This is a genomic window from Faecalibacterium sp. Marseille-P9312, assembly GCF_902497445.1.
GTDB classification, from domain to species: domain Bacteria; phylum Bacillota; class Clostridia; order Oscillospirales; family Ruminococcaceae; genus Faecalibacterium; species Faecalibacterium longum.
The window spans coordinates 111,468-127,244 of record NZ_CABVEW010000001.1 but is presented as its reverse complement, the minus strand read 5'-3'; the positions used below and the strand labels follow the sequence as shown (position 1 = coordinate 127,244).

The 15,777-nt window shown below is 58.8% G+C and carries 15 protein-coding genes; all 15 read right to left on the bottom strand.

The annotated features are described in order from the left end of the window. Positions 1-95: 95 nt before the first annotated feature. Complete coding sequence (locus F3G95_RS00640; protein WP_015564111.1) at positions 96-716, bottom strand: SpoIIIAH-like family protein; 621 nt, start codon at positions 714-716, stop codon at positions 96-98. A gap of 45 nt (positions 717-761) precedes the next feature. Continuing rightward, entirely contained in the window at positions 762-1,265 is a 504-nt protein-coding gene (locus tag F3G95_RS00635; RefSeq protein WP_149793354.1) for a stage III sporulation protein AG, read from the bottom strand. Further along, a complete protein-coding gene (locus tag F3G95_RS00630; RefSeq protein WP_149793353.1) occupies positions 1,262-1,750 on the bottom strand; it encodes a hypothetical protein in 489 nt (162 codons plus the stop codon). Before F3G95_RS00630 ends, F3G95_RS00635 begins: the two co-directional genes overlap by 4 nt. Continuing rightward, positions 1,747-2,835: a stage III sporulation protein AE gene (locus tag F3G95_RS00625; protein WP_149793352.1), complete on the bottom strand. Its 1,089-nt coding sequence runs from the start codon at positions 2,833-2,835 to the stop codon at positions 1,747-1,749. The genes F3G95_RS00630 and F3G95_RS00625 overlap by 4 nt, the downstream gene beginning before the upstream one ends. Then, entirely contained in the window at positions 2,832-3,197 is a 366-nt protein-coding gene (locus tag F3G95_RS00620; RefSeq protein ID WP_149793502.1) for a SpoIIIAC/SpoIIIAD family protein, read from the bottom strand. The genes F3G95_RS00625 and F3G95_RS00620 overlap by 4 nt, the downstream gene beginning before the upstream one ends. 11 nt (positions 3,198-3,208) lie before the next feature. Then, positions 3,209-3,403 carry a stage III sporulation protein AC gene (gene spoIIIAC / locus F3G95_RS00615; RefSeq protein WP_015564106.1) on the bottom strand — a complete coding sequence of 65 codons (195 nt, stop codon included), beginning with the start codon at positions 3,401-3,403 and terminating at the stop codon, positions 3,209-3,211. A 21-nt stretch (positions 3,404-3,424) separates the two neighbouring features. Next, positions 3,425-3,877, bottom strand: a complete 453-nt coding sequence (locus tag F3G95_RS00610) for a hypothetical protein (protein ID WP_149793351.1) — start codon at positions 3,875-3,877, stop codon at positions 3,425-3,427. Further along, positions 3,874-4,755, bottom strand: a complete 882-nt coding sequence (locus F3G95_RS00605; RefSeq protein ID WP_149793350.1) for an ATPase, T2SS/T4P/T4SS family — start codon at positions 4,753-4,755, stop codon at positions 3,874-3,876. Before F3G95_RS00605 ends, F3G95_RS00610 begins: the two co-directional genes overlap by 4 nt. A 130-nt stretch (positions 4,756-4,885) precedes the next feature. Then, on the bottom strand, positions 4,886-6,880 hold the full coding sequence (gene ligA, locus F3G95_RS00600; RefSeq protein ID WP_149793349.1) for an NAD-dependent DNA ligase LigA: 1,995 nt from the start codon (positions 6,878-6,880) through the stop codon (positions 4,886-4,888). A 151-nt stretch (positions 6,881-7,031) separates the two neighbouring features. Further along, the gene (gene pfkA, locus F3G95_RS00595) at positions 7,032-8,006 is read right to left on the bottom strand and encodes a 6-phosphofructokinase (protein ID WP_015564104.1); all 975 of its coding nucleotides are present in this window, start codon (positions 8,004-8,006) and stop codon (positions 7,032-7,034) included. Positions 8,007-8,183: 177 nt separating this feature from the next. After that, on the bottom strand, positions 8,184-11,696 hold the full coding sequence (locus F3G95_RS00590; protein WP_188117491.1) for a DNA polymerase III subunit alpha: 3,513 nt from the start codon (positions 11,694-11,696) through the stop codon (positions 8,184-8,186). Continuing rightward, positions 11,693-12,634 carry a DNA-binding protein WhiA gene (gene whiA, locus F3G95_RS00585; RefSeq protein WP_149793348.1) on the bottom strand — a complete coding sequence of 314 codons (942 nt, stop codon included), beginning with the start codon at positions 12,632-12,634 and terminating at the stop codon, positions 11,693-11,695. The genes F3G95_RS00590 and whiA overlap by 4 nt, the downstream gene beginning before the upstream one ends. Positions 12,635-12,649: 15 nt before the next feature. Next, complete coding sequence (rapZ, locus tag F3G95_RS00580; protein WP_149793347.1) at positions 12,650-13,513, bottom strand: RNase adapter RapZ; 864 nt, start codon at positions 13,511-13,513, stop codon at positions 12,650-12,652. 18 nt (positions 13,514-13,531) lie between these two features. Beyond that, positions 13,532-14,470, bottom strand: a complete 939-nt coding sequence (gene murB / locus F3G95_RS00575; protein ID WP_149793346.1) for a UDP-N-acetylmuramate dehydrogenase — start codon at positions 14,468-14,470, stop codon at positions 13,532-13,534. 25 nt (positions 14,471-14,495) lie between these two features. Next, the gene (gene hprK / locus F3G95_RS00570) at positions 14,496-15,431 is read right to left on the bottom strand and encodes an HPr(Ser) kinase/phosphatase (protein WP_149793345.1); all 936 of its coding nucleotides are present in this window, start codon (positions 15,429-15,431) and stop codon (positions 14,496-14,498) included. Positions 15,432-15,777 lie beyond the last annotated feature (346 nt).

The window sequence follows — 15,777 nt, the reverse complement described above, 5'->3', positions numbered from 1 at the left end:
TGCCCATTTTATTTTATGCGTTCCATGCAAAGAGAGGATCCCTTTGCAAAACCTTTGATGTCATTATACCATTTTCTCCGGTTTTATACAACACCTTACTTCACTTCCACCACAGTAATATTCTGCGCAGTCACCTCGCTCTTGCTGAGCACGATGTCCCGTATCTGGGCCACCTGTGCCGCCGTCAGCGCGTCGCCGGAGGTCATCACGGTCAGGTCAGCCCGGCCGGACTGCAAAAAGCAGAGGCAGTCGGCAAAGCCTTTCGCCTTGACCAGCGTTTCTATCTCATTTTCTGCGTTGAGGTCTTCGAGGTTGGAAGTCAGCTGCTGGGTATAACCTTTTTTCTCCTCGGCGGAAAGGCCCGAGGTCTTGAGGGTCTTCTGGATCGTGTCCATCGCTTCATCGTGAGCTTTCTGGCGCTTGAGACGGGCTTCCTCAAAGAATTTCGCTCCTGCGTCGTTGGCCACGCTGACGAGCTGGGCCTCCCCATAATTCTTGTTGGCACTGGATACTGCTTCAGCCTCCGTCATCAGCCCGTCGGTAACGGGTGCCGCCACAGGCTCACCCTCCACAGCCACCGCCGAGACGTTGACCGCCTCTTCATCCACGCCGATGCCGGTGCGGGCATACTGCCAGTTAAGGTATACCGCCACGACCAGCGCGGCCGCAAGGGTCAGCGCTGTGACCCTGCGTGTGTTTTTAGTGATAGCTCTCATTTGTGTCTCCTCCTTGCATAACTTATATTTCATCGCTGCAAAAAATCATTCCCGGCGCTGCTCTACGCAGATGCGGTTGGAGGGGACATCCAGCAGCGCCCCCACCAGCTCGGTGATGCGGGCGGCGACCCGGACATCTCCCCCGCCCTCGCACACCACGGCCACCCCGCACACTCTGGGGGTGCAGACCGTTTGTGCCAGCGCGGTCCCGTCATCCAGCAGCACATGGGTCTGTTGTTCCTGGGTCTGTCCCGAGAGCGTGTCCAGAGCATAGATGGTCTCCTCTCCGCTTTCCAGTGTTACCATCACGGTGGTCTTTCCCGCGCCCTCTACCTGCGTGATGAGGTCGGAAAGCTGCTGCTCGAGCTGCTGGCGGTAGACGTTGTCATCCGCCGGGGCGGCGCTTGCTGCGGCGGTCTTCCCTGAAGGGGTGAACAGCTCCGACAGCAGGATGAGCAGCATGGCCGCCGCGCCCAGCAAGACCGCCAGCCGGGCGCGGTTTTCCTTCTGCGCGAGGTCCTTCAGCCGCGAAAAAAGCTTGTTGTTCATGGCACATCCTCCCCGCTGGGGCTGTTCCATTTGATGCATTCCGGTCCCAGTTGAAGCTGTCCTTCCAGCAGCGTTTCTATTGCCCGTTTCTGCGAGGCAGTGACGGCGTCCCGAGGGACGATCTGCACCTCAGCCGCTTCCACGCCCTCAGCGGTCTGGCTCAGAACGATATTCAGCCTGAGCGAAACACCCACCTCGCTGAGACAGCGTTCTTCGAGCGTACGGGAGAGTTCTTCTGCCGTCTGTGCCAGAACAGCATCCTCCAGACTGCCTACCGAGACCGCCGACACCTGCGGCAGTTCCAATGCAGTAAACTGCGCCTTCGCGCCGGGCAGAGCATCCGCAAAGACTACTAGAATATATAGCCCCGCCACCGCTTTTATGCACTTCTGCCCCCAGCCCTGCCCGACAAAGCGGGAGAGCAGCTCGGCGCAGATACAGGCCGTACAGAAGACTGCTGCTGCCCGTTCCAGTGCCTGCATCATGAACCACCTCCTACGATGAACAGCAGGGCCACCCCTGCCGCCGCCAGCCCGAAGAAAAGCGCCACCACCGCTGCCATACAGCGCACTGCCTCGGCAAAACAGTCGAATAATGCGCGGCAGCGGGAGATGCCAGTGAGACTGCAGAGCAGGCTGCATCCCATCAGAAGAGCCAGCTGTATCATCAGTCCCAGATAGAGCGGCACGAACTCCGCGCCCAGCACCGACAGAGCTGCCAGCCCCAGCCCGCTCTTGAGGAGCTGTATCCCCGCGAGGATGGATTCCGATGCACTGCTGAGAGTCTGCCCGATGATGGGGACGCTCCCTGCCAAAAGCTGGCCGGTACGGAGCGAAAAGCGGTCCAGCTGGAATGCCGCAGCCCTCTGCAGGCCCAGCAGAGCCACCAGAATTTTTCCGGCCCAGCCCAGCGCCTGACGGAGCGCACTGCCGACGCCCTTGCAGAAAACGCCGAGGGCTGGTTCAGAGCTGACGCAGCAGGCCATGCTGAGCATCAGATAGCAGTGGAGCAGCGGCTGAACGAAGGCCGCTGCCAGCTGAGCCAGAAAGCAGAGTGCCGTCAGCAGCGCTCCACTGGCCGCACTGCCTGCTGCTCCTTCCCCTCCCATCGTGAGGACACCAGCATAGACGGGAAGGAACCCCAACAGAAAGCTGCGCCAGCTCTCCACCTGCTCACAAAGCTTCTGGGCTTCTTCCAGCAGGCTCCCCCAGAGCAGGACGCCGCAGCCGCCTGCCGCCACCAGATCCAGCAAGGCCCCATCGGTGCATTCCCCGGCGAGGAGCCCCAGCACCGCCGTCAGCGTCAGGAACAGGAGCACTGACGTATAACGACTTGCCGTCTGGCGCACCAGTGCGCCGAAGGACTGAGGCAGAAAGCTTTTCAGTGTTTCCCACGGTGAGGATGCCGCTTTTTCGAGATCGATGCGGCTCTGCTGCAAATAGGGCTCCCAGAGAGAACTGCCCGGCAGAGCCCTGCTCGAAGCAGCCAGCGCCGCCGGGGCCGCGAGTGCAAGGCTCGTCCACAAGAACAGTATTGCCAGACTCAAACGGAAAAGCTTGTCTCTTTTCATCCTGCGATGCTCCCTATCTTCTGGCCGATCTCTTCCAGCAGGGGCCACGCTGCCGCAAGCACCATCACCCGTCCGGCCAGTGCCGTACACCACGCCAGCGATTCAGCCCCCGCCTCTTCGCAGAGCGAGTGGGCGTAATCGGCCAGCAGGATGATGCCTGTACACCGCAGCAGACAGGAAAAGGCGTCGCCGCCTGCCCGCTGTTCCAGTTTTGTCAGCCCGGAAAGCACGGTCTGCGCCGCTGCGCTGATTTTCCACAGCACGAGGACGGCGGTTCCCATTGAGACGAACAGCCCGAAAGCCGGGGCGCTTTTCTGGAACAGGGTGTATAGCACAGCCCCCATCACCGCAAGTCCCAGCATCGTGAGGGCGCTCATAGCGCAAAGAGGGACTTGATGGTGACAAAAAGAACACTGATCTGCTTGACCAGGATGGACAGCACCACCACCAGCCCCGCCAACGTGGTCATCATGGCCTGGTCTTCCCGGCCTGAGCGGATGAGCAGCTGGTTGAGCACCGCCACGATGATGCCGATGGCCGCGATTTTGAAAATCAGGTCGATGTCCATACACATTCCCCCTATCTTTCATCAGAGGCAGAGGATGGCCGCCGCCAGTCCGGCAGCAAATCCCAGCTTGTGGCTCAATTCCAGCTGCGGGCGGGCGTGTTCCTGTGCCTGCTGTAAAAACAGCGTGAACCGCTCCTGATAAAATGCCAGCCGCTGGCACTCCTGTTCTGCCTCCGTGCGGCCAAGGTCCGAGAAGCACTCGATGAAACAATCGCGTTCCGGGCGCGTCAGACCGGGCGGCGGACAAAGGCCCCGGAAGCTTTCGCCCGTGACAAGCCCCTCCTGTTTCAGTCTGCGGGAAAGCAGGGTAAGGTCCGTGTGACGATAGCTGATCTCCTGCCGGACACGCTGCAAGAGCAAGAGCGTCTTTTCCAGCGCCGCCAGATGCTGCCGCGTATTCTGGCAGGCCGCATCCCCTGCGCACCAGCCGCAGCCCAGCCAGAACAGCGCACAGACGACTCGAAGCGTTTTCACGAAACACGCACCTCTTTCAGCTGCCCCGGCGCAGTGCGGCCTTTCAGAAGCACTGCCACATGGAGCGCACCGCACTTTTGCAGATACTGCACCTGCGGACGGCGGGCAGCCTCTTCCCAGCTGGCGGCATGAAGTGTGGCGATAAATTCCACCCCGCTGAAAAGCCCCTGCTCCAGCGCATAAAGCTCGTCCATCCCGCCCAGCTCGTCCAACAAGATGACCTGCGGCGAGAGGGTACGCAGAGCCATCTGCACCGCCTGTCCCTTGGGTATGCCGCTGAGGATGTCGAGCGGAAGCGCCGCGCTTTCCTCCGAAGGGAATATCTCTCTCCGCTCGTCGATGACAGCCACGGCCCTGTTCTGTTTTGCAAGTTCCCGGGCGACACCTCGCAGAAGGGTCGTTTTGCCGCTGTCGGGTTCCCCCATCAGGAGCATCCCGATAAATCGCTGCTGCAGAATATCCCGGAGTTTCTGTGGCAGAGGAAATTCCCGGTTCCGGGCCACGCGGATATTTACCGAGCGCAGCTCCTGCAAGACGGCGCTCTGCCCCGGTGCGCAGTAAAACTGTCCGGCCAGCCCGGCGCGGCACCCGCAGCTGAGCGTGACATAGCCCGCCGCAATTTCTGTCTCGTGGCTGTGTACCGACCCGCCGCAAAGGGTGACGAATATCTCTTCCATCTGCAAAGGCGTCAGCCGGAGCGTCTGCAAAGCAGGCAGCTCCGCCGGGCAGCAGGGCTTTCCGCCGATGGTCAACTGTACTCCACAGCCGACCCGGAGGCGTATCTCATGTACCTGTTCTGCAATGTCCGGCGGCAGGGCGCTCAAAGGCCGCGCCAGCCATGCAGGCAGAGCCCGAACAGCGCGGTAATACTCGTCCATCTTGTTTCTCCTTCGGTCTCGTCATTTTGGCTTCTTGCTCCTACTGTATGCGGCGGCAGAGTTTTTAGAACGCAAAAAAGGCCCACGCAGCGGGGACACCCACTGCATGAGCCTTTTGAGTCTATTCTATTTAAGCTTCCGGTTCATCCCGCAGCATGGCAAGGAATTCTTCCTCCGTCAGCACAGGTACGCCGAGGGCCTGTGCCTTGGTCAGCTTGGAGCCTGCCGCTGTGCCGGCCACAACGTAGGCCGTCTTTTTGGAGACTGAGCCGCTGGCTTTGCCGCCGTTTTTGACGATGAGAGCCTCTGCCTCATTGCGGGAGAGCGTCTCGAGGGTGCCGGTGACGACCAGTGTCATTCCCGCCAGCTTGTCACCCTTCGGTTCGCCCTTCCAGGTCATGTTCACCCCGGCGTCGGCCAGACGATGGATAAGGTCTGTGGTACCGTCCTTGGCGAAGAACTCTACCACGCTCTGGCCCATCACGCCTCCGAAACCGTCGATCTCGCTGATTTTTTCAATATCTGCCTCCCGGATGGCTTCCAGTGTGCCGAAGTGCTCAGCCAGCAATGCAGCGGCCTTGTCGCCGATGTTGCGGATGCCGAAGCCGAACAGCAGCTTGTCGAGGTTGTTCTGCTTGGAATTTTCGATGGCGTGGAGAAGATTCGTTGCGCTCTTCTCCTTGAACTTTTCCAGCGTCAGCAGCTGCTCGAGCGTCAAATCATAAAGGTCTGCCGCCGAGTGGACGAGGCCTTTTTCCACCAGCTGTGTCGCTACGGCAGTTCCCAAGCCGTCGATGTCCATTGCATCGCGGGAGGCAAAATGGATGATGTTGCGCAGAGACTGGGCAGGACATTCCGGGTTGACACAGCGCAGGGCGGCTTCGTCTTCGAGATGGACGACCGGTGCGCCGCAGGACGGACAGACTGTCGGCATCTGGTAAGGCTCTGCGTTCTCCGGGTGATGGACGACGCCGATGACCTCCGGGATGATGTCGCCGGCTTTCCGCACCTGAATGGTATCGCCGATGCAGAGGCCGAACTGGCGGATGAAATCCTCGTTGTGGAGGGTCGCGCGGGCCACTGTCGTACCGGCGAGGAAGACCGGGTCGAAGCAGGCGGTCGGGGTCAATACGCCTGTGCGGCCCACAGCGACCTCGATGCTGCGCAAGGTCGTCTCCTTGACTTCGGGTGGATACTTGAACGCGATGGCCCAGCGGGGGAACTTGTTGGTAGAGCCCATCAGATCGCGCTGGGCGAAGTGATTGACCTTGATGACCGCACCATCCATGTCGAAATCGAGCTTTGAGCGGTTCTGCCCGATCTGCTCGATTTCCTTGATCGCGTCCTCAATATCGTGGACGATGTGGTAGCGGGGCGAGACCGGCAGGCCGAGACTTTTGAGGTAATCGAGGCTTTCCGCGTGGGTAGTCAGCTCCTTGCCACGCACCTGCTGGACGTTGAAAACAAAAATCGAAAGGCCGCGGCTCCCGGTGATCTTGGCGTCCTTCTGGCGCAGCGAACCGGCGGCGGCGTTGCGGGGATTCTTGAAGGGTGCCGCGCCCTGCAGCTCCTGCTCGGCGCAGAGGTGCTGGAACGCCTCATGGGGCATATAAACCTCGCCGCGCACCTCGAGAAACTCAGGGGCATTTTTCAGCTTCTTCGGTATCTTTTTGATAGCCCGGACATTGGCGGTGACGTCCTCGCCCACGACACCGTCGCCGCGGGTAGAAGCACGAACCAGTTCACCGTTCTCGTACTCAAGGCTGCAAGAAAGACCGTCGATCTTGATTTCGACGACATATTCCGGCTCGATACCCGCGTCACGCACTCTGCGGTCGAAATCACGCAGTTCATCGTAGGAAAATGCATCCAGCAAGCTTTCCATCTTGACGGCATGTGTCACTTTTGCGAAGCGTCCGCTGGGGGTGCCGCCGACATGCTGGGTGGGCGAAGCCGGAGTGACCAGCTCCGGGTACTGCGCCTCCAGCTCCTTCAATTCCCGCGTCAGGGCGTCGTATTCAAAGTCCTCGAGTTCGGGGGCGTCCTGGTCGTAATAAAGGCGGTTATTCTTCTCGATAACAGCGCGCAGCTCCTCTACGCGCTTCTTGGCTTGTTCCAGTTCCACAGTTCCACTCTCCTGCCTGACGCGGGACAGAGCGCCGCGTCTTGATTCTCTTGCGATAGTATACCACAAAACGGTGTTTTTCGTAAACAAAAAAGCAGAGCTGCTTTCCCCCTTTTACTGAGAAATACAGCTCTGCGCTATGTTCAAAAACTCAAATCGAGATCGTATTGCATACGTCCACGAGGACCGGGTCGATGCTCTTGGTCATCTCGAGGGCCTCATCTACCGGGTAATCCACCAGCTCCTCACCCTTCATGCCGACGATGCGGTTATACTTGCCCTGCTCGAGCAGGCAGACGGCGTGGTAGCCCATAGCAGAGGCGTTCACACGGTCACGCAGCGTGGGAGAGCCGCCGCGCTGGACATGGCCCAGAATGGTGGCACGGGTGTCGATGCCGGTGCGGGCCTGGATCTCGTTGGCGATCTCCTGGGAATGGCCGATGCCCTCGGCCACGATGACGATGAAGTGGCGCTTGCCGGTGCGCTGGGTCTCGACGATCTTATCGAGGATGTCGCGCTGCATATCGAATTCCTTCTCGGGCAGCAGCACGGCCATAGCGCCGGAGGCGATGGCGACGTTCAGGGCAATGTAACCAGCGTTGCGGCCCATGACCTCGACGACGCTGCAGCGGTCATGGCTCTGGGTGGTGTCGCGCAGCTTGTCGATCATCTCCAGAGCAGTGTTCATAGCGGTATCGTAACCGATGGTGTAGTCGGTGCAGGCAATATCGTTGTCGATGGTGCCGGGCAGGCCGATCATCGGGATGCCGCGGTGTGCCAGCTCACGGGCGCCGCGGTAAGAACCGTCGCCGCCGATGACCACCAGCGCATCGATGCCAAGCTCACGGCACTTGGCTGCGCCTTTATCCTGGCCCTCTTTGGTCTTGAACTCAAGGCAGCGTGCGGTGTAGAGGATGGTGCCGCCGGCAGAGATGATGTTCGAGACACTGCGCAGGTTCATTTCGAAGCACTCGCCGTTCAGCAGACCGTTATAGCCGCGCTGGATGCCGATCATGCGGAAGCCCTTGTGCAGGCCGGTACGGACCACGGCACGGACAGCTGCGTTCATGCCAGGGGCGTCGCCGCCGCTGGTGAGAACACCGATCGTCTTGATTTGCTTTTCCATAGAGAGATTCCCTCCAATTTGTTTCTTCACATACCACTCGGGGTGCGCGCATCCCCTTCTTCCACAGATGCGGCCCGACTCGATGCAACATATTTGCTATGGCTTGCCTTAGACAAGTATATCACAAAGTTAATCATTTGAAAACAGCGAAGGCATAATGATTGATGCACAGAAATGTCATTTTGTTGCGACATTGCGTTCACCAAGCAGACGTTTCAGCTCCTGGAACAGCAGTGGATGGCCCGAAGCATAGAGTCTCCGGGGCGCGGCGAGCTTCTGCTTGACATCCTCGAGATAGAAAATGACGGGCATATCGCCGTCGAATATCTCAAGGAGATTGATGACCTTTGCATACTCGGGGCAGCTGCGGGACGGCAGGCGGACATAGAGCCGCTGGGCGGCATCCCGCATGAGGTTGGGGCGGTTGGCCTGCGGGCGTTTGGGGTCATAGCCCTCGATGGGCGAGATGCTCTCAGCCATCAGCTTGGAAGGCTCATCTTCACGCACGGAGAGGCGTCCCTCGATGACCACGACAGCATTCTCCTTGAGCGCATCGCGGAAAGTATCCAGTACCCGTGGAAAGACGATGACCTCCATCGTACCGGTCAGGTCCTCCACGCTGGTGAAGGCCATCATCGTGTTGGACTTGGTGGTCATCATCCGGTTTTTGACGATGGTACACACGATACGGACATGATTGCCGTCCAGCTTGTGGGCATCCTCGCCGGTGAGCTCCTTGATGCTGTTGGACGCAAAGCGTGCCGACTGTTCCCGATAGGCATCCAGCGGGTGGCCGGACAGATAGAGGCCGCTGACCTCTTTCTCCTGCTGGAGCAGTTCGGTGTGGCTGTACTCCGGGAAGGGCTTTATCTCGTAGCTGTCGGTGTCGGCAGTCTGAGATTCTCCGCTCATCACTGAGAACAGGTCCAGCTGTCCCTCAAGATTGCGGCGGGAGTCGCTCTCCACGCTCTTGATGATGCCGTCCACGGCTTCCACAAGGCTGTGGCGGTTGACGCCCATACTGTCGAAGGCACCCGCCTTGATCAGGCATTCCACGGCCCGGCGGTTCAGCTCAGTGCCGTGCATCCGCTTACAGAAATCATAGAGGCTCGAATAAGGCTTCTCTTTTCTCTCTTCCACGACTCGCTCAATGAGGTTGCGGCCCACATTCTTGACCGCATTCAGGCCGAAACGGATCTTGCCGTTGTCCGCCGTGAAGCCGCCATTCGAGATATTGACGTCCGGCGGAAGCACCTTGATGCCCAGGCGGGCGCACTCGCCCGAATACTCGATGACTTTGTCGGTATTGTCAAGCACACTGGTGAGCAATGCGGCCATAAACTCGCTGGGGTAATGACACTTGAGATAAGCCGTCTGGAATGCGACATAAGCGTAGCAGGCAGCATGGCTTTTATTGAAGGCGTAGGAGGCAAAACTCGACATTTCATCGTAGATCTCGTTGGCGATTTCCTCAGAGATGCCATTGGCGACACAGCCCGGGCATTCGTGGCCCGGTTCGGTGCAGCCGTGGACAAAATGCTCGCGTTCTGCCTCCATCACCGCGTGCTTCTTTTTACTCATGGCACGGCGGACGTTATCTGCCTGTCCGAACGAGAAACCGGCCAGCTCACGGAATATCTGCATGACCTGTTCCTGGTAGACGATACAGCCGTTGGTGACGTCGAGGATGTGGGCCAGCTGAGGGGTCTTATAGCTGATCTTATCCGGCTCGTGGCGGTTGCGCAGGTAGGTCGGGATGGAGTCCATCGGGCCGGGGCGGTAAAGACTGATAAGAGCGATGACATCTTCAAGGTTCTGCGGCTGCAGACCCACGAGGACCTGTTTCATACCCGAGGATTCGAGCTGGAACACGCCCTCCGTTTCACCCTGACCCAGCATCTTATAAGTCGCTGCATCGTCATAATCCAGCTTCTGGATGGAGAAGGACGGGTCTTTTTTCTGGATGGCCGTCTCCGCGTCCCGGATGACCGTCAGGGTGCGCAGGCCGAGGAAGTCCATTTTCAGCAGACCCAGCTCTTCGATCTCGGTCATATTGAACTGGGTGACAGGCAGGCCGTCGTTGGTGGCCAGGGGCAGATAATAGTCTGTCGGTTCCGGGGTAATGACGACGCCGGCCGCATGGGTGGAGGCGTGGCGGGGCATACCTTCAACTTTCAGCGCAGTGTCGATAAGTTCTGTGACCTGCGGGTCGCTGTCGTACATCCGCTTCAGCTCCGGTGAGACCTCCAAGGCGCGTTTCAGCGTCATTTTCAGCTCCATCGGCACCTGCTTTGCCACCACATCCACGCTCTGGTATGGCATACCCATCACGCGGCCCACATCGCGGATAGCGTTGCGGGCAGCCATGGTGCCGAAGGTGACGATCTGGGCCACATGGTCTGCGCCGTACTTCCGGTTGACGTAGTCGATGACCTCCTGACGGCGCTCATAGCAGAAATCGACGTCAAAATCGGGCATACTGACGCGCTCGGGGTTCAGGAATCGCTCGAAGATGAGGTTGTAGCGGATGGGGTCGATGTCGGTGATGCCTACACAGTAAGCCGCGATGCTGCCCGCGCCCGAGCCACGGCCCGGGCCTACCGGAATGCCCTGGCTCTTGGCGTAGTTGATATAATCCCAGACAATGAGGTAGTAGTTGGTATAGCCCATCGACTTGACCACGCCGATCTCATAGGTCAGGCGGTCCTTATTGGACTGTGGGACGTCCGGGCCGTAGCGGCGCTCGAGGCCGTCCCAGCAGAGCTTCTCGAAGAACTCCTGATTGTCCATCCCGTTCGGGGCTTTGTAATATGGAATTTTGGTGTGTCCAAAGTCGAAGTCGAAATTGCACTGGTCCGCAATTTTCCGGGTGTTGGCGCAGGCTTCCGGCACCATTGCGAACAAATCATACATTTCATCCGTCGTTTTGACGTAGAATTCGTCGGTCTGGAACTCCATCCGGTCGGCATCCTGAATGGTCTTGCCGGTCTGGATGCAGAGCAGGATGCTCTGCATCTTGGCGTCATCCTTCCGCAGATAGTGGGAGTCGTTGGTGGCCGCCATCGGGATGCCGGTCTCCCGCGCCAGTTTGATGAGCTGGGGCAGGACGATCGTATCCTCTTCGAGGCCGTGGTCCTGCAGTTCGATGTAGTAATTGCCCTTGCCGAACAGCTCCTGATACCATAGGGCCGTGGACTTTGCCCGCTCATAGTCTCCCGCCAGAATGGCTTGCGGGATCTCGCCTGCGAGGCAGGCAGACAGGCAGATAAGCCCCTCATGATACTGCTCAAGAAGCTGCTTGTCTACACGAGGCTTGGAATAAAAGCCCTCCACGAAGGCAGCGGACACCATCTTGATGAGGTTCTTATAGCCAGTCTCATTCTTGCAGAGCAGGATAAGATGGTTGTTGCCGTCGATTTTGTTGACTTTATCGAAGCGGGTGCGGGTGGCCACATAGACCTCACAGCCGATGATAGGCTTGATGCCTGCCTTTTTTGCGGCCTTATAGAACTGGACGCAGCCGTACATGACGCCGTGGTCCGTGATGGCGATGGCGCTCTGACCACACTCCTTGACGCGGTCCATGAGCTGGTCGATACGGCAGGCACCGTCCAGCAGGCTGTATTCGGTATGGATGTGGAGATGAACGAAGTCTCTCCCATGACGGTTCCCTTCGGTCACATCGCTCATGCTCCTGCCTCCTCTGTTTCAGTGTGTTCTTCGAGCCGCTGACGCAGGGCGTCGGCCAGCGCTTCCAGCTTTTTCATCCGGTGAGAAAGGCCCGATTTGCTCATGGGCGGGTCAAAGCATCCGCAGAGCGCCGTCAGCGATAAATCAGGATATTCCAGCCGCCGGGCTGCTGCCTGTTGCAGCGCCTCGGGCAGCGTTTTCAGCGCCCCCTGCTCTTCCAGAAAGCGGATGGCTTTGAGCGTCTGGGCGTTGGCACGGGCCGTCTTGCCCAGGTTTGCGGTATCGCAGTTTGTGTGGCGGTTGATTTGGTTGCGCATCTGCTTGACAGCCTTCTGGGCGCTGAGCTGGGCCGATGCCTCCGCCGCTCCCATAAAGGAAAGGATGCGCTCCACGTTGTCGCAGCTCTTGACGTAAACAAGGTTCACGCCGTTGCGGCGGGTGCGGTGGGGCGCAAACTCGTGCTCCGCCAGCAGGGCTTCGAAGTCGCGCGCAAGGTTCGTGCGGCTGGTGAGAAACTCGATGTTATACTCCTTTTGCGGGTCAGTGACCGTGCCGCTGCACAAAAAAGCTGCCCCGATGTACGCGCTGACGCACGTCTGGCAGCGAATCAGTCTGGGGTCTATCTGCAGGCTCGTCTCGGTGCCGGTGGTGCCGAAAAGCTCGTGCATCCGCGCCACCTGCTCCGGTGCGCGGATGCTGAACTCATAGACCACCCCGCTGGGGCGCTGCTTCTCGATGATGTCGCCCTGTACGCCGCAGCGCGCAAACAGCTGGGAAGCCACCTGCGTCGTCAGCTCCTGTTCCGTCTGCAGCACCAGGCCGCTGGCGTCGAAGTACTTGGCGAAGCAGGCAATTCCATAGGCAGCAGCGCGGACGCAGCAGTCCTTCTGCAGACTGCGCCGGGCGATCTCCTCCCTTGCCTGGGATGCAAAACTCATGATATGTTTATCCTTTCAACGGACAGAATCGCGGTGCTGGATGCCGGGCTTATAGCCAAGCTTTTCGCAGTATTCCGCGATTTTCCGCGCAAATGTGATGGAGCGATGCTTGCCGCCGGTGCAGCCCACTGCGATGGTGAGCTGGCTTTTGCCTTCCTTGACGTAGAGCGGAAGAGCATATTCCAGAAATGACTCATAGCGCTTCAAAAGCTCCTGCGCCTCCGGGTGGCTCATGACAAAATCGACGACCTCTTCATCAAGACCCGTTTTATGCTTCAGTTCCGGGACATAAAAAGGGTTGGGCAGACAGCGGACATCCAAAACAAGGTCCGCCTCCGGCGGGATGCCGAACTTGAAGCCGAAGGACATGACCGTCAGACGCATGGCGCTCTTCGCGCCGCCGTTCTGGTTGAACAGGTCGCAGATGCGCTCTTTGTTCTGCGAGGTGGAGAGCAGGCCGGTATTGATGGTATAATCTGCCCGGTCTTTGAGGGGCTGCAAGATCCCGCGCTCCCTGCGGAAGGCTTCCCGGGTGGAAAGGCCGTCAGAAATGCTCATCGGATGGCGGCGGCGCGTCTCACTGTAGCGGCGCATCAGCACATCGTCCGGGGCATCAAGGAACAAGATCTCATATTCTATCCCCTGCGCGTCCAGCTGAGAAAGAGCTTCTTCGATTTCTTCCGGCGTGCGGCAGCCGCGGATGTCCATACAGAGAGCCACCCGCTTGAGCTGGTTGTCACCCGCTTTCGAAAACGCCGTGATGCTGGGCAGCAGTGCCGCCGGGATGTTATCAATGCAGAAAAAACCGATGTCTTCCAGTGCATTCATGGCGACAGATTTGCCTGCACCGGAAAGGCCGCTGACGATAAGAAGATTCATTTTGCACGCCTCTTTCTTTTATGCTTCCACCACACGAATTTCTTTTTCGAGGTCATAGCCGGTCTTTTCTTTCACGATGACACGCACCTCATCGCACAGAGCCAACACATCTGCACAGGTCGCTCCACCCAGATTGACCACAAAGCCGCAGTGCTTGTCACTGACGGCTGCGCCGCCATGGCGGTAGCCCCGCAGACCGCACTGGTCGATGAGGGCTGCCGCAAATGCGCCCACCGGCCGCTTGAAGGTGCTGCCGGCGCTGGGCTTGTCGAGAGGCTGTTTGTCTTTGCGACGGGCCATCAGGTCGTCCATCCTGGCGCGGATGTCGGCGGCATTGCCTCTTGCAAGGTAGAACTTTGCCGAGAGGATGCAGCCGCCGTTTTCTTCGAAAATGCTGTGGCGGTAGCTGAGGTCGAGCTGTTCTGCCGGTACCTCAACGCTCTCCCCTTCTGCGGTCAGATACCGCACGGAGACCAGCACGTCCTTCATCTCGCCGCCATAAGCTCCGGCGTTCATGTAGACAGCACCGCCCACCGTACCCGGGATGCCGTAGGCAAACTCAAGACCGGTGAGGCTGTTTTCCAGCGCCGTCATGCAGAGCGACGAGAGCATCTTGTCCGCACCGACAACGACAGCATCGTAAGTCAGGGACGGGTCTTTGCCCGGGAAACAGATGGTTTCAAGAATGCCGATCGCGCTCTTCATGGCCGATACATTGATGACAGCTCCCCGGTAGCCCGCATCCTCAAACAGGATGTTGCTGCCGTTGCCCAGCAGATAATATTTGACATTTGCTTCCTTCGCCAGCTTGATGGCGGCGCAGAGCTGCGCCTCATTTTCCGGCAGGATAAAGACATCTGCCGGGCCGCCGATGCGGAAAGTGCAGTGCGCGCTGAGCGGCTCGTTTTCTTTGTATGCAATGCCCGCAGCGGACAAAGCCTGTTTCAATCGTTCCATTCGTTCTCCCTCTATCGGTAGAAAATCAGTCCATCGTGTCGTTCAGGCCCAGACGGATGAGCAGCTCCTTGGCGGCGTTATAGCCCATCTTCTTCTGGCGGTTATTGATAGCCGCCGTTTCCAGCACGACTGCGAGGTTGCGTCCGGGCGAAACGGGGATGATGGTGCTGGGGATGTTGACGCCCAGAATGTCATAATACTCGCTTTCCAAGCCGGTGCGCTGATAGTTTTTGGTGGGGTCCCATGCTTCCAGCTGGACGACGAGGTCGAGGCTTTCACTCACCTTGACCGCGCCCACGCCGAACACGCGGGCCACGTTGACGATGCCGATGCCCCGCAGCTCAATGAAGTGGCGGATGTTTTCCGGCGCAGTCCCCATGATCTGACGGCTGGAGACCTTGCGCAGCTCCACGGCATCGTCGGCGACGAGGCGGTGGCCGCGCTTGACCAGCTCGATGGCCAGCTCGCTCTTGCCGATGCCGCTGTCGCCGAGAATGAGGATGCCTTCACCGTAAACTTCCACCAGCACGCCGTGGCGGGTGATGCGGGGAGCCAGTTCAAGGTTCAGCACACTGATGAGGCTGCCCATCATGGTGCAGGTCGTCTCGTTGGAGCGCAGCAGGGCTACCCCGTGCTGCTTTGCAAGCTCCTGCATCTCCGGGAAGGGTTCCAGCTCCTCGTTGCGGCAGAGGATGACGGCCGGAGGCCGCTGGCGGAACAGCCGGTCAAGGCGCTCACGGCGCTTTTCCGGCGTAAGACCGGCCAGAAAGTTCATCTCCGCAAGGCCCATGATCTGTAAGCGCAGCTTATCGAAATAATCGTAGTAACCGGCCAGAAACAGGCCGGGACGGTTGACCTCTGCGATCTCGACGCTGATCTTGTCCAAATCGCAGGGCGTATAGATAACCTCGAGGCTGACCTTCTCGACCAGCCGCTTGAGCGAAACAGCGAAATTCCCCATTCGTTTTTCCTCCTGCATCCTCTGTGCTCCGCCATACCAAAAGGCAGCACAGCTTATCCTTCCTTATTATAATCGAGACGGACAGCAAAAACAACAATTCTTTCAGGAATCTTTTCTGGTTTTGCGCCAGCGCTTGCATCCGGGGGCCAAAACCATATAATAGGAGACAGGGATAGAGTTCACTTTACATGAGTTTTACATTTCGCCGGTTTCCGATTTTACATTCCACTCGTATACTCATAATCAGGGATAGGACCGGTGAAATCCAGTGCAGGTCGTGTAAAAAGTTGAGACATGCTCCTGCACGGGTCCTCTACGGCCGCTGTCGATGTACAAACGCAAGCTT